The organism is Corynebacterium variabile, from assembly GCF_006539825.1.
GTDB classification, from domain to species: domain Bacteria; phylum Actinomycetota; class Actinomycetes; order Mycobacteriales; family Mycobacteriaceae; genus Corynebacterium; species Corynebacterium variabile.
In genome coordinates this window covers 12,314-26,353 of record NZ_BJNT01000001.1, presented here as the reverse complement: position 1 = coordinate 26,353, position 14,040 = coordinate 12,314, and the positions used below count along the sequence as shown (strand labels likewise).

The 14,040-nt window shown below is 67.6% G+C and carries 11 protein-coding genes; 5 read left to right on the top strand and 6 right to left on the bottom strand.

Annotation, left to right across the window (positions count from 1 at the left end):
• Positions 1-8: 8 nt before the first annotated feature.
• Entirely contained in the window at positions 9-1,070 is a 1,062-nt protein-coding gene (locus CVA01_RS00110; RefSeq protein ID WP_141327689.1) for a glutathione S-transferase family protein, read from the bottom strand.
• Positions 1,071-1,178: 108 nt separating this feature from the next.
• Here CVA01_RS00110 and CVA01_RS00105 point away from each other — a divergent pair, with 108 nt between their 5' ends.
• Complete coding sequence (locus CVA01_RS00105) at positions 1,179-2,258, top strand: DoxX family membrane protein (RefSeq protein ID WP_141327688.1); 1,080 nt, start codon at positions 1,179-1,181, stop codon at positions 2,256-2,258.
• Here the strand turns inward: CVA01_RS00105 and CVA01_RS00100 are convergent, their stop codons facing one another.
• Entirely contained in the window at positions 2,259-2,984 is a 726-nt protein-coding gene (locus CVA01_RS00100) for a LysE/ArgO family amino acid transporter (protein ID WP_141327686.1), read from the bottom strand.
• Positions 2,985-3,057: 73 nt separating this feature from the next.
• Between CVA01_RS00100 and CVA01_RS00095 the strand changes: the two genes are divergently transcribed.
• On the top strand, positions 3,058-3,927 hold the full coding sequence (locus CVA01_RS00095) for an ArgP/LysG family DNA-binding transcriptional regulator (protein WP_141327684.1): 870 nt from the start codon (positions 3,058-3,060) through the stop codon (positions 3,925-3,927).
• On the opposite strand, the gene CVA01_RS00090 is transcribed toward CVA01_RS00095, so the two are convergent.
• Positions 3,924-6,293: an ATP-binding cassette domain-containing protein gene (locus CVA01_RS00090; RefSeq protein ID WP_141327682.1), complete on the bottom strand. Its 2,370-nt coding sequence runs from the start codon at positions 6,291-6,293 to the stop codon at positions 3,924-3,926. The genes CVA01_RS00095 and CVA01_RS00090 overlap by 4 nt on opposite strands.
• Before the next feature lie 32 nt (positions 6,294-6,325).
• Between CVA01_RS00090 and CVA01_RS00085 the strand changes: the two genes are divergently transcribed.
• Positions 6,326-7,084 carry an SDR family oxidoreductase gene (locus CVA01_RS00085; protein WP_141327680.1) on the top strand — a complete coding sequence of 253 codons (759 nt, stop codon included), beginning with the start codon at positions 6,326-6,328 and terminating at the stop codon, positions 7,082-7,084.
• An 86-nt stretch (positions 7,085-7,170) separates the two neighbouring features.
• Here the strand turns inward: CVA01_RS00085 and ilvD are convergent, their stop codons facing one another.
• The 3 genes from ilvD to CVA01_RS00070 form a co-directional block, all read right to left on the bottom strand.
• Complete coding sequence (gene ilvD / locus CVA01_RS00080; protein ID WP_014010301.1) at positions 7,171-9,021, bottom strand: dihydroxy-acid dehydratase; 1,851 nt, start codon at positions 9,019-9,021, stop codon at positions 7,171-7,173.
• 38 nt (positions 9,022-9,059) lie between these two features.
• Positions 9,060-9,680, bottom strand: a complete 621-nt coding sequence (locus tag CVA01_RS00075; RefSeq protein ID WP_041630067.1) for a PH domain-containing protein — start codon at positions 9,678-9,680, stop codon at positions 9,060-9,062.
• Positions 9,681-9,751: 71 nt separating this feature from the next.
• Entirely contained in the window at positions 9,752-11,335 is a 1,584-nt protein-coding gene (locus tag CVA01_RS00070) for a mechanosensitive ion channel family protein (RefSeq protein WP_141327678.1), read from the bottom strand.
• A gap of 327 nt (positions 11,336-11,662) precedes the next feature.
• Between CVA01_RS00070 and CVA01_RS00065 the strand changes: the two genes are divergently transcribed.
• The gene (locus CVA01_RS00065) at positions 11,663-13,519 is read left to right on the top strand and encodes an acetolactate synthase large subunit (protein WP_141327676.1); all 1,857 of its coding nucleotides are present in this window, start codon (positions 11,663-11,665) and stop codon (positions 13,517-13,519) included.
• A complete protein-coding gene (ilvN, locus tag CVA01_RS00060; protein WP_014010297.1) occupies positions 13,519-14,025 on the top strand; it encodes an acetolactate synthase small subunit in 507 nt (168 codons plus the stop codon). Before CVA01_RS00065 ends, ilvN begins: the two co-directional genes overlap by 1 nt.
• The last annotated feature ends 15 nt before the right edge of the window (positions 14,026-14,040 follow it).

The window sequence follows — 14,040 nt, the reverse complement described above, 5'->3', positions numbered from 1 at the left end:
AGGACCGCTCAGGCGAAAGCTCCGGCCTCGTCGCCGTCCCGGATATCTTCCGGACGCGGCGCGGCCGGAGCTTCTGCGTTCCCGGCCGCATTCCAGAACGGCGTGCCCCCGAGACGCTCCCGGTCGTGCGGGGTGTAGAACGCCGCCGGATCCGGCCCGACCGCGACCACGCCGGTGGGGTTGATGTCGGTGTGCACCCGGTAGTAGTGCTGCTTGATGTGGTCGAGGTTGACGGTGTCTCCGATACCAGGGGTCTGGAAGAGGTCGCGCAGGTAGCCCCAGAGGTTCGGCATCTCGGCGATCCTGTTCCGGTTGCACTTGAAGTGCCCGTGGTAGACATGGTCGAAACGCACCAGTGTGACGAAGAGGTAGACATCCGCGAGCGTCAGGTGCTCACCGACGAGGTACCGGCGGGTGGCCAGGCGCTCCTCGAGCTCATCGAGCCGGGCGAAGAGTACGGCGAAGGCGTCCTCGTAGGACGCCTGGTCTCCGGCGAACCCGCAGCGGTACACCCCGTTGTTCACGGTGCGGAAGTTGAGGTCCACCATCGCGTCGATCTCTTCACGGAGCTCAGCGGGGTAGAGGTCCGGGGCGCCGGACCGGTGCAGCGGGGCCCACTGTGTGGCGAGGTCAGTGACCATGGAGCGGAAGTCATTGGTCACCACGGCCTTCGAGTTGACCTCCACCAGAGCGGGGACGGTGATCCCCTTCGGGTAGTCCGCGTACCGGTGCAGGTAGCAGTCCCGCAGTCGGCCGACGCCGAGTACCGGATCCACCGAGTCCACGTCGAGGTCGAAGGTCCAGGACTTCCAGTCGTGGGTGGGACCGCACAGCCCCTGCGACAGCGGGGCCGGACCGGTACCGCCTGGGCCGGCGTCCGGTCCGACATCCAGCCCGACGAGCCGACGGGTGATGATCGCGCGGTGGGCCCAGGGGCAGGCCCGGGAGCCGACGAGCCGGTAGCGCCCGGCCTCGACCGGCCACTCCCGGTCGCCCTCAGGGTGTTCCACGACCCGGTCGTCGATGTAGTTCATGTCCCGGTCGTAGCCGCCGGCCTCGACGTATCCCACTGCGTCCTCCTCGGTAGTTGTTCCGTTCCTCCCCAGACTAGGCCGAATCCCCGGGTGGGCCGGTCGTGTCTACCGCTGTGGCGGGGATTCGGTGTTTATGGTGGGGATGTGACTGATGAGACGAAGAACCCCCGCCGACCCGACCCCGACCCTGATTTCGAGACCGTGGACGACCTCGGGGGCATCGACGTGCCAGATGCCCCGGAGACCGATGTCCCGGAAGCCCCGCGTCCCGCCCGCGACATCTACGACGTCACCGGGCGCGCCCGTCCACAGAAGATCGTGCCCAAGGCTCCTGAACCGGAACCTGAACCCGAACCGGAGCCTGAGGCGGACGACACGGAGACCACCGTCTTCGCGTCCTCGCTGGACGAGTCCGCCGGGGCCACACAGGTGATCGGCGGCCCCGGCGAGTCGGGCAGCTCCGACGCCCTGGACGACGAGGACGCCGCGACGCGCGTCTTCGATCCGGTGGCCGTCCCCCCCGACGCACCGGCCGGTGACGACGCCTATGCCAGCGGTTACGGTCCCGACTACGCGACCTCCGTCTTCGACGACACCCGCCAGGTCGGGGACATCGACGGCGCTGACGCCGAGAACGCCGTGAACGCCGAGGCGCTCGACGGTACCGGGGGTGCGGAGCAGGGGGCCGGTGCTGTCGCGGTGACGTCCACCCCGCGCGGCACCCTGGACCTGGGACTGCTCGTCCTGCGCATCGTGGTCGGCGTCCTGCTGATCCTGCGTGGTGCCCAGACCCTCTTCGGGTTCGGTGGTGATCCGGGGATCGATGCCCTGGAGAGCCGGCTGTTCGACTTCACGGCGGCCGAAGTTCTCGCGATCGCCCTGCCGGTGGTCCAGCTCGTCGGTGGTGGGCTGCTGCTGCTGGGGCTGGCGACGCCGGTCGGCGGTGCTTTCGCACTGGTCGGCGCGGGCTTCATGGCCCTGTTCGAGCTCTCGCAGTCCGGTGCCGGCTACTGGCCCTACGAGATGAGCAAGGACGTCCAGATCTGGGCGATCCTGGGTCTGCTCGGCCTGGTGCTCATCTTCACCGGCCCCGGCCGCTACGGCGCGGACGTCTCCCGTGGTTGGGCGACCCGCCCGAGGGCGTCCGCCTGGCTGTGGGCGGTCTTCGGCACCGCCGGTGCCGCGGCGGCATGGGTGCTCCTCGGCGGGGGAAACCCGTTCTGATCAGCCCATCGTCGCCAGGCGCGCGGCCATGGCGAGCATGAGGACGCCGATGCCGAGGTTGATCCACCGCCAGACGGACACCTTCGACAGTGGCCGGGCGAGCAGTCGGGCGGCGTAGCCGACCCCGACGAAGAAGAGCACCGAGCCGACCAGGGCGCCGACGGTGAAGACCCACTTTCCGCCGCTCCCGTACTGGTTGGACATGGTGCCGAAGACGATCATGCCGTCGACCCAGGCCGCCGGGTTGAGGAAGGTCACGGCCAGTGCAGTGGGGAGCGCGGCCAGTGCCGGCATCCGGGTCGTCACCCGGGTGCGCAGGGGAATGCGGGTGAGCGTGGCCACGGCGGAATCAGAGCCGGCGTCGGGGGAGTGCACAGTAACCGTCTCCACCGAAGGACGCTCGGTGCAGGTGTCGATCGGGGTGGGGTTGCGCACGTCACGCAGGCAGGTGGTGGCGAACCACAGCAGGTAGGCCACGCCGCCCCAGCGCAGGATCTCCAGCAGCAGCGGCATCTTCTCCACGACGACCGCCACGCCGGCGGTGCCGAGGGTGAGCAGCACGATGTCGCCGATGATGAACACGGAGACGACCAGGCCCACACCCCAGCGTCGCACACCCTGCTTGAGCAGGACGATATTCTGCGGCCCGATACCGACGATGACGGTCAGCTGGAACAGCAGTCCGGAGAGGGCGACATGGAACTGGGAGGCAAGGGTAGCGGTCATCACCCGGATGAGCCTAGGAACCACCCCCGATGAAGACAACCAAGGACTTCTGAACTGACGTAAGATCAGCTTCATGATCCCACGTCACCTCGATACTCTGCTGCTTGTCGTCGATGAGGGGAGTTTCGATGCCGCAGCCTCGCGTCTGGGCGTGAGCCCCTCGGCGGTCAGCCAGAGGATCAAGGCGCTCGAATCGGACGTCGGCCGGGTGGTCGTGCGGCGTGGCTCACCGGTCGGCGTGACCGAGGCCGGGGAGGTGCTTGTCCAGGCGGCCCGACGCCTCCGGCTGCTGGAACAGGAGACCGATGACCGGTTGCGGGGACGTATCAGCGAGCGTCCGGTGACTGTCGGCGTCAATGCGGACTCGCTGGGTACCTGGTTCCGACCTGTGCTGCGGACCCTCGCGGAACAGGGCGGGATCGCTCTGCGGTTGACGGTGGAGGATGAGCAGCATTCCCTGGAGATGCTGCGCCGGGGCGACTGTATGGGGGTGGTCACCGCATCCGCCGATCCGGTCCCTGGCTGTGAGGTCGAGGAACTCGGTGTGCTGCGCTACTGGCCGGTCGGATCCCCGGCCCTGGCCGATCGTCTGGACAGCGAGGACGGCGGCGGATGGAAGAACCTGCCACTGCTCATCATCGGTGAGCATGACCGGATGACCGATGACATCCTCGACCTGCACGGCATCATCCCGGATGTGGGACGGCGGGTTTCCCGGATCCCGAGTTTCGAGGGGCTCAACGATGCCGTGGTCGCAGGTCTGGGCTGGACGGTGGTCCCCGTGCCCGCTGCGACGCCGTTCGTGGACGCCGGCACCATGGCCCGGCTCAGCGACGATGTCCTCGAAGTGCCGCTCTACTGGCAGCGGTGGCGGCTGGAATCGGACACGCTGGAGGCGCTGACCGACGCGATCCACGCGGCGGCCGCAGTGGGGCTGGATTAACCGGAGGACGCCGCCAGCGCCCGACCGGTTGCCGTGTCCGTTGCCGCAACCTCGGCAGGTGTTCCGTCGGCGATGATCCGGCCACCGTCGGCGCCTGCACCCGGGCCCAGGTCGATCACCCGGTCCGCCTGCGCGACAACCCGGAGGTCATGTTCGACGACCACCACGGAGTCTCCGGCGTCCACCAGGCGGTGCAGTTCAGTGACCAGAAGGTCCACGTCCGCCGGGTGGAGTCCGGTCGTCGGCTCGTCCAGCAGGTGCACGGTCGGGGTGCGTCGTCGCGTCTTTCCGGAGCGCTGCAGTTCGGTCGCCAGCTTGATGCGCTGAGCCTCGCCGCCGGAGAGCTCCGGGGCGCCCTGGCCCAGCCGCAGGTAGTCCAGACCGACCGCATGCAGGGCCTGAAGTGCGGCGGCGATCTGCGGCTCCTCGGTGAACACGTCCCGGGCCTCGGCCACGGTGAGGTCGAGGATCTCCGCTACGGTGTACCCGTGCCAGGTGACCTCCAGGGTCTCCGGGTTGTACCGGGCACCGTGGCAGTCGGGGCAGGTCGTGTAGCTGCCGGGCAGGAACACCAGCTCCACCTCGATCGTCCCCTCACCGTTGCAGGTGGGGCAGCGGCCCTGTGTGACGTTGTAGGAGAACCGGGATACCGTCCATCCGCGTCGCTTCGCCTCGTCGGTGTCCGCGAAGAGCTTGCGCACCCGGTCGAACAGGCCGGTGTAGGTGGCCAGCGTGGAGCGCGGCGTCCGTCCGATGGGCTGTTGGGTGATCAACAGTGCACGTAGGCCAGTGTCCTCCAGTATGCCGGGGAGGACCTGGGAGACCAGGGTCGACTTCCCGGACCCGGAGATGCCTGTGACCGCGGTGAACTGGCCGAGGCCGAGGGTGGCGTCCACATCGAGGGTGCGCGCGGTGGCACGCACCGGCACGCTGTCCGTCGCGGGTCGCGGGGCACCCTTCAGGGTGGGGAAAGATGCCGCGAGTGCGCGTCCGGTCGGGGTGTCCTGCGCGGCCAGGCCCGCCACCGGGCCTGACCAGAGGACCTCCCCGCCGAGCTCGCCGGCACCCGGGCCGACATCGATGACATGGTCGGCGTCGGCGACCAGGGCCATATCGTGCTCCACGAGGATGACACTGTTGCCGGCGTCCAGGAAACGGTCCATAAGTTCACGGACTGCGGTGCGTTCGGTCGGGTGCAGACCGGCCGAGGGCTCGTCGAGGACGTAGACCACCCCGAACAGGCCCGAGTGCAGCTGGGAGGCCAGTCGTAGCCGCTGCATCTCACCGGCGGACAGTGTGGTCGCCGGTCGGTCCAGGCTGAGATGCCCGAGACCCAGGTCGACGGCGGCGGTGAGTGTCGGCAGGACCTGGTCGAGCAGGAGTCGTTCGGCTTCCGTCGCTGCGTCGGCGGTGTCCTCTGTGGTGTCGGAGCCCTGTTCCAGCAGTTCCCGCAAGGTCTCCAGCGAGAGGGCATTGAGTTCATCCACCGGGTAGCCGCGGTAGGTGACTTGCAGAGCGTCCGGGGTGAGGCGGCGTCCACCGCAGTCCGGGCACACCGCATGGTCCATGAAGGAGAGCACGCGCCTGCGGGTCGACTCCGATCCGGTGGCGGCCAGAGTCTCGCACAGGTACACCGAGACCGACCGCCAGGTGCCGTCGTAGGTGCGTTGAATCTGGTCGGCGCCGCGCACCGGATGCACCGTGACCACCGGCTTGTCGTCGGTGAAAAGGATCCAGTCGCGCTCGGTCTGCGGCAGCTCGTGCCAGGGGAGGTCGGTGCGGTAGCCGAGGGTGACGAGGATGTCATGGAAGTTCTTGCCCAGCCACGCGCCGGGCCATGCGGCGATCGCCCCCTCGTCGATGGACAGTGACGGGTCCGGCACCATCGACTGTTCCGTCGGTGCGTGGACTGTCCCCGTGCCCTGGCAGGTCGGGCACATCCCGGCGGCGGTGTTGGGGGAGAAGTGGTCTGAATCCAGCCGACCCAGTCTGTCGCGCAGCTCGGCGGGGTAGTAACCGCAGCGGGAGTACAGCAGTCGCACGGAGTTGGACACGGTGGAGAAAGTCCCCACAGTCGACCGCGCACCGCCGCCCGCCCGGTTCTGCTCCAGAGCAACCGTCGGTGGGAGTCCCTCGATCCGCGCCACCTTCGGGTCCACCGCGCCGGCGATCAGACGGCGGGCGAACGGGGCGACGGATTCCAGGTAGCGGCGCTGCGCTTCACCGTGGATCGTGCCGAAGGCCAGCGACGACTTTCCTGACCCGGACACCCCGGTCACCGCGACCAGCGCATTGCGGGGAAGTTCCACATCGACATGGCGGAGGTTGCGCAGGTGGGCGTCGTGCACGGAGATCAGGTCAGACATGACAGCCCAGTATAGGCAGTACCGTGGACGCCATGGATCTGGGAATAGCAGGACGCTGGGCCGTGGTCTGCGCGTCGAGTAAGGGACTGGGCTTCGGATGTGCGGACGCGCTGGCGGCTGAGGGCGTGAATCTGGTGGTCAATGCGCGTTCTGCGGGGCCGTTGGGGGAGGCGGCTGAGCAGTTGCGGCGCCACGGGGTGGAGGCCCGAGAGGTCGTCGGCTCGGTGACGGACCCTTCCGTGCGTGCCGCCCTTCTGGACGCCGCCCCGCAGGTCGACATCCTCGTCACCAATGCCGGAGGTCCGCCGCCCGGCGACTTCCGGGACTGGGACGAGGACGCCTGGCTCGGTGCACTCCGACAGAACATGCTCACCGCGGTGGAACTGATCCGGGCGACGGTGGATGACATGGCCTCCCGAGGCTTCGGACGCGTCGTGAACATCACCTCGGGGTCGGTGAAGGCACCGATCGCGAACCTGGGCCTGTCCAACGGTGCGCGCTCCGGGCTGACGGGCTTCGTCGCAGGTGTCGCCCGTCAACCGCAGCTGGCCTCGGCGAACGTGACGCTGAACAACCTGCTGCCGGGAAAGTTCGCCACCGACCGGATCCGGGAGACCGCCGGGGTCGCGCCGGGTGAGGAGCTGCCGGTACCGGAGGGTATACCGGCCGGACGCTACGGGGACCCGGCCGAGTTCGGGGCGGCCTGCGCGTACCTGTGCTCGGAGCAGGCGTCCTACATCACCGGCCAGAACCTGCTGCTCGACGGTGGGGCATACCCGGGCACGTTCTGAGCGGCGGCCCCGGGACGCGCGAAGGCCCGGCAGGTGTGAACCTACCGGGCCTCGTCAGCAGCGTCGGCCGTGATGACGCGGGAAAACTAATCCTCGACGACGCGGACAGCACCCTTGTCGGCACTGGCGGCCATCTTCGCGTAGGCGCGCAGGGCCTTGGTGACCTTGCGCTGGCGGGTGGCCGGCTTCCACGGGTTCTCGGAGGCCTCCATCTCCGCGCGACGGGAGGCGATCTCCTCGTCGGAGATCTCCACGTTGAGCTGACGGTTGTGGACGTCGATGGTGACCGTGTCGCCGTCACGCACCAGACCGATCAGACCGCCGGCTGCCGCCTCGGGGGAGACGTGGCCCACCGAGATGCCGGAGGAACCGCCGGAGAAGCGGCCGTCAGTGACCAGAGCGCACTTCTTGCCCATGCCGGAGCCCTTGAGGAAGGCGGTGGGGTGCAGCATCTCCTGCATACCCGGCCCACCGGCCGGACCCTCGTACCGGACGATGATGACGTTGCCGGCCTTGATCTTCTTCTTGAGGATCACCTGCACGGCCTCCTCCTGGGACTCGACGACCAGCGCCGGGCCCGAGAAGTGCCACAGGGACTCGTCGATACCGGCGGACTTGATCACCGCTCCGTCGGGGGAGAGGTTGCCGCGCAGGATGACCAGACCACCGTCGGCGGTGATGGCGTTCTCCACCGAGTGGATGCAGCCGTTCTCGTCGTCGAGGTCCAGGCTGTCCCACACATTCTCCGTGGAGAACGGTTCGGTGGTGCGGACTCCACCGGGAGCGGCGTGGTACAGGTCGACGGCCTCCTGGGCGGGGCTCTCCGCGGAAATGTCCCAGTGCTCCAGCCAGTCCTTGAGAGACGGGGAGTGCACGGTGTGGACGCCCTCGTTGAGCTTGCCGCCCCGCCACAGTTCGCCGAGGATACGGGGGATACCACCGGCACGGTGGACGTCCTCCATGTGGTAGTCGGCGTTCGGGGCGACCTTGGACAGGCAGGGGACGGACTTGGACAGGTCGTCGATGTCCTGCAGGTCGAAGTCGACGCCACCCTCCTGGGCGGCGGCGAGGATGTGCAGCACGGTGTTGGTGGAACCACCCATGGCCATGTCGAGGGCCATCGCGTTCTGGAAGGCCTCCTTGGTCGCGATGGAGCGGGGCAGCACGGAGGTGTCACCCTCGCCGTAGTAGCGGCGGCACAGGTCGACGACGAGACGGCCGGCCTCGCTGAAGAGCTGCTTGCGCGCGGCGTGGGTCGCCAGGGTGGAACCGTTGCCCGGCAGCGACAGGCCGAGGGCCTCGGTGAGGCAGTTCATCGAGTTCGCGGTGAACATGCCGGAGCAGGAACCGCAGGTCGGGCAGGCGGCCTGCTCGACGGTGAGCAGACCCTGCTGGGTGACCTGGTCGTTGGCCGAGGCGGAGATGGTGGTGATCAGGTCGGTGGGGGCGTGGGCCACACCGTCGACGACGACGGCTTTGCCGGCCTCCATCGGACCGCCGGAGACGAAGACCACCGGGATGTTCAGACGCATCGCGGCGTTGAGCATGCCTGGGGTGATCTTGTCGCAGTTGGAGATACAGACGATGGCGTCCGCCTGGTGGGCGTTGACCATGTACTCGACCGAGTCGGAGATGATCTCGCGGCTCGGCAGGGAGTACAGCATGCCGGAGTGGCCCATGGCGATGCCGTCGTCCACGGCGATCGTGTTGAACTCGCGGGCGACTCCGCCGGCCTCCTTGACCGCCTCGGCGACGATGTCACCGACGTTCTTCAGGTGGACGTGACCCGGGACGAACTGGGTGTAGGAGTTCGCGATCGCGATGATCGGCTTGTCGAAGTCCTCGTCGGTCATGCCCGTGGCACGCCACAGGGAGCGGGCGCCGGAGGCGTTGCGTCCCTGGGTGGTGACAGAGGAACGGAACGGGATTGTGTTCATGTGGGCAGGTCCTTACAGAGTGGATGCAGTTGTACAGTTCAACGGCCCTGGGGGTCGTTGTCTTCCTGGGAGCCGGAATCATTCTTCCGTCGCGCCTCGTCACGACGCTCAAGCTCTTCCCTGGCCATCTGGCCGGTCCGCCGTGCGGCCTCGTACTCGACGTACTCGTCTTTGTCCATGAGCACGGCGTAGCCGTCGCGGTTGACCACCTTGACCGACTCGTCGATGGCGGTGAGACTCGGGGTCACCGGGTCGGGGATTCTGCCCTCCGTCGCTTCGCTGAGGTCAATCAGCGAGTTGAAACTGACGCCCGGCAGCGGGAATGATGTCCCGTCGGTCCGGACGGCAAGGGCCTTGCCTCCTCGGGTAAATCGTAGTGCGTCGAAGTCCTCCCATGCCAACGACGCCGACTTACGGAAGAGGTACCGGGCCGTGATCCCCTTGTCGTAGAAAGTCGTACGGCTCCGAAGGATCCAGACGATGAACAGCAGGGGGAGAACGGGAAGCCAGAACAGGACCGACGGCGCGTAGGCGATGGCCACGATGGTCATCACCAGCATGACGACCGCCGCCATCAGATGCCCCTGATCCACCCGGACCTGGTACGGAAGCCGGTCCTGAGAGGTCTCGTCTTCCCTGTCATCGTGCGTGGAACTCATAACCATCCATTTAAGCAGCAGGCGGTGGTCCCGACTGCATCGGCTCCCGACTATCCGGCCAGCTGCCGGGCCTAGGTGGTCGGGGACGCTGTGTCGCCGCTGTCGGTACCGCCGGAGCGGTTGAAACCGAACAGGGACGCCGGGTTGCTCGGCTCCTCAGTCTGTGAGGAACTGTCACCGGTGGTGTCGGTCTGTTCGCCGGACTGACCGCCCGTGGTGGTGGGGGACGCGGTGCCTGTGCCGGTGTCCGTGCCGGTTCCCCGGGTGCTGTCGTCGGTGACGGTCCCGTCCTGTTCGGTCGGGGTGGCGTCTCCGGTCTCCGGCGTGGTGACCGCGGTCTGGGGTGCGGGGGCCTCTGTGGTGGGTTCAGTCGTCGACGTCGTCGTCGCCGGCGCCCAACGGTCAGGGGAGAGGATGTTGGAGCTTCCGCTCGAGGGGTTCGTGGACAGCACCGCGAGGATGGCCAGCACGATGATGGCGATGAGGAGGACGGCCGACGACGGCCGGATCCGCCCGCCGAGACTGAGCACCCGGACGAATTTCGACTTCGTGTCGATGTTGCGCCAGATCCCGTTCTCGGCGACATCGGCGGCGACTGCGTCGTAGTCGGTGGCCCCGGGACCGCCCGTCGACTTCTCCGCTGTGCCCTCAGAGTCCTCTGTGCCCTCCGTGTCCTCGAGGCCGGCCGGTGTGACGTCCGCCGGTCGGGGATCGCGGGCCTGCGGGGCGTCCGTGGAGGTCTTCGCGTCCTTGTCTGACGGGGGAGTGGTCGGCGGGAACTCCTGGGTGGGCGGACCGGCGTAGGGAGTCGGACGGTCGCCGGGGGCCTGGAAACGGTCCCAGAATTCGTTGATGAGGGCGGCGCGGATCGCACGCTGTACCTTCCACTGGGTGGCGGGGGCGACATCGACGGTGACGCGCATGCCCACGCTCCACGGCACACCTGCGGCAGTGGGGGCGGTGATGCTCATCGCCGGCATGACCGTGACCTCTCCGAGGATGTCCTCGCGGACGCCGGCCGTGTCGATCGCCCGCTCAGAGACGATTGCGACCGTGTCGGACAGTGTTGTCATGGTGTCGTCGTCGGTCATCGGGATATCCAGGTCGACTACCGCGGACGACCACTGCTGTGAGTAGTTGATGGTCACGCTGGCCTGGCTGTTCGGCACGGTGATCAGCTCGCCGTTGACGGTGCGGATCTGGGTGGAACGCAGGGTCAGCCGGACGACGGTGCCCATGACCTGCTCGCTGACCCCGTCGAAGGAGACGGTGTCGCCGACGCCGTACTGGTGTTCGGAGATGATGAAGAAACCGGAGAGGAAGTCCCCGATGACTGTCTGGGCACCGAAACCGATGGCGGCGGAGACCACGGTGGCGGGGACCGCCGCCCCGACCGTCGAGACGCCCAGATTGGTCAGCACCGTGTAGATGACGAAGAAGTAGGCGACGACCTCGAGGATGTAGACCAGTGCACCCACCAGCGCGAGCTGGCTCTTGGTCTGCTCCTCACCCCGGGTCTTCCGCTCGGTGACGATGCGGACGATGAGGCGACCGATGCGGGGGATGAGGATACCGACGATGATCGCCGCCGCGAGCGTCAGTCCGTGGTCGACAATCCAGCTCCAGAAATCGAGCAGTAGGTACTTCCAGTTCATGGGCACCGACCGTAGTCGCCGAGTCTGGGAGAGTCCTGTTCCGGTCTCCGTCAGCCGCCGCAGAGCGACCACAGAATGGGAATAGGGGTATCAGCGGGTGGGAACAATGTGGCCAACGCGTTGACCCGGAGCGGTCTGGTGGGGTAACCTCACTGGCATGACGATGTTCCGACTTCTCGTATCCGCCGGGCGCTAGAGCCCTGCGGTAATTTCGCGGAACACTCTGGCGCCCCCGCCCGGCGTACGACACGCCGGGTCAGGGGGCGTCAGTCAGTTTCGGAGCATCTGACTTCCACGACTCATGACCCGAAAAGGAGTGCACGGACTGTGACCGACACCTCACGCTCACACCCCAGTCCCGCTACTGTCGCCGCCACCGGGCGCGGCCGTCGGCCCGAGCGCATCAACGGCGCCCAGGCTGTCGTCCGATCGCTCGAAGAGCTTGGAGCGGACGTGGTCTTCGGACTTCCCGGCGGTGCTGTCCTGCCGCTGTACGACGCGATCTACGGGTCGGAGAAACTCAACCACATCCTCGTCCGCCACGAGCAGGGGGCCGGCCACGCAGCCACCGGCTACGCCCAGGCCAACGGCCGGGTCGGCGTGTGCATCGCCACCTCCGGCCCCGGTGCGACGAACCTGGTGACTCCGCTGGCCGACGCCAACATGGACTCCGTCCCGGTTGTCGCCATCACCGGCCAGGTCGGTACCCATCTGCTGGGCACCGACGGCTTCCAGGAGGCCGACATCCGCGGCATCACGATGCCGATCACCAAGCACAGCTTCATGGTGACCCGCCCTGAGGACATCCCCGCGGCCATCGCGGAGGCCTTCCATGTCGCCAGCACCGGACGCCCCGGTGCCGTGCTCGTCGACATCCCGAAGGACGTCCAGAACGCGGAGCTCGACTTCATCTGGCCGCCGAGCTACCGCCTGCCCGGCTACCACCCGGTCACCACACCGCACTCCCGTCAGATCGACGAGGCTGCCCGCCTGCTGTCCGAGGCGAAGCGTCCGGTCATCTACGCCGGTGGCGGCGTCCTCAAGGCGGAGGCTTCCGAGGCTCTCCTCGCCTTCGCGGAGGCAACCGGCATCCCGGTGACCACCACGCTGATGGCGCTGGGCACCTTCCCGGAGTCCCACCCGCAGTTCCTCGGCATGCCGGGCATGCACGGCACCGTCCCCGCCGTCGGGGCCCTGCAGAGGTCAGACCTTATCCTGGCCCTGGGCGCCCGGTTCGACGACCGCGTCACCGGTGACGTGGACTCCTTCGCCCCGAATGCCAAGGTCATCCATGCCGACATCGACCCCGCCGAGATCGGCAAGATCCGCGAGGCCCAGGTGCCGATCGTCGGTGACGCCCGCGAGGTTCTCGTCGCCCTGACCGACGCGATGGCGTCGCTTCCGTCCCCGAAGCTCACCGACTGGCGCAGCTACCTCGACGGTCTGAAGAACGACTTCCCGCGCGGCTACGAGTGGCCGGCGGACGGCAAGCTCGCCCCGCAGTTCGTCCTGGAGTCCCTGTCCCAGCAGGCCGGTCCGGACGCCATCTACGTCGCCGGCGTCGGTCAGCACCAGATGTGGGCCGCCCAGTTCGTCGACTACGAGAAACCGCGTACCTGGCTGAACTCCGGCGGACTCGGCACCATGGGGTACTCGATCCCCGCCGCCATGGGTGCCAAGGCCGCCTGCCCGGACACCGAGGTCTGGGCCATCGACGGTGACGGCTGCTTCCAGATGACCAACCAGGAGCTGGTCACCTGTGCCGTCGAGGGGCTGCCGATCAAGGTCGCGCTGATCAACAACGGCAACCTGGGCATGGTCCGCCAGTGGCAGACCCTGTTCTTCGACAAGCACTACTCGAACACCAACCTCAAGCCGGGCGAGAACTACCTCCCCGACTTCGTGGGTCTGGCCGAGTCCATGGGGTGTGCCGCTTTCCGCGTCACCGAGAAGGACGATGTCGCCGACGTCATCCGCCAGGCGCGCGAGATCAACGACCGCCCGGTCGTCATCGACTTCATCGTCGGCGAGGACGCCCAGGTGTGGCCGATGATCGCCGCCGGATCCTCCAATGACGAGGTCCAGTACGCCCGCGATCTCCGCCCGCTGTTCGACGACGAGAACTCCGCCGCCGAAACGCCGGAGGCCATCCACTCCACCATCCAGGAAGGGGAGCAGAACTAATGTCGCAGATCCACACTCTCAGCGTGCTGTGTGAGGACGTCGACGGTATCGCGTCCCGTATCACGGGAATGTTCACCCGACGGGCCTTCAGCATCATCTCCATCGCTTCGGGGCGCACCGAGGTCGACGGTGTCAACCGCTTCACCATCCAGGTGGAGGGCGAGGACCACGTCATCGAGCAGATCACCAAGCAGCTGAACAAGCTGATCCCGGTGATCAAGGTGTCCCGTCACGACCCGGAGAGCATCGTCTGCCGCGGCCTCATGCTGGTCAAGGTCAGCGCGGACAACTCCAACCGCACCCAGGTCGTCGAGGCGGCCAAGCTCTTCCGCGCCCACGTCGTGGACGTCGGACCGGAGTCCCTCGTCATCGAGGCCACCGGTACCCCGACCAAGCTGCAGGCGATGCTGGAGGTTCTCGAACCCTACGGTATCCGTGAGCTGGTCGAGTCCAGCCTCACTGCGGTGAGCCGTGGCCCGAAGGCCATGTACCCCGCCAAGCTCTGATCCACCCCGTATTCA

What these genes read in the sequence shown, in the direction of transcription:
- CVA01_RS00100 (WP_141327686.1), bottom strand. Translation starts at nt 2,984, where the DNA reads ATGACCGCTACCCTTGCCTCCCAGTTCCATGTCGCCCTCTCCGGACTG.
- CVA01_RS00095 (WP_141327684.1), top strand. Translation starts at nt 3,058, where the DNA reads ATGATCCCACGTCACCTCGATACTCTGCTGCTTGTCGTCGATGAGGGG.
- CVA01_RS00090 (WP_141327682.1), bottom strand. Translation starts at nt 6,293, where the DNA reads ATGTCTGACCTGATCTCCGTGCACGACGCCCACCTGCGCAACCTCCGC.
- CVA01_RS00085 (WP_141327680.1), top strand. Translation starts at nt 6,326, where the DNA reads ATGGATCTGGGAATAGCAGGACGCTGGGCCGTGGTCTGCGCGTCGAGT.
- ilvD (WP_014010301.1), bottom strand. Translation starts at nt 9,021, where the DNA reads ATGAACACAATCCCGTTCCGTTCCTCTGTCACCACCCAGGGACGCAAC.
- CVA01_RS00075 (WP_041630067.1), bottom strand. Translation starts at nt 9,680, where the DNA reads ATGAGTTCCACGCACGATGACAGGGAAGACGAGACCTCTCAGGACCGG.
- CVA01_RS00070 (WP_141327678.1), bottom strand. Translation starts at nt 11,335, where the DNA reads ATGAACTGGAAGTACCTACTGCTCGATTTCTGGAGCTGGATTGTCGAC.
- ilvN (WP_014010297.1), top strand. Translation starts at nt 13,519, where the DNA reads ATGTCGCAGATCCACACTCTCAGCGTGCTGTGTGAGGACGTCGACGGT.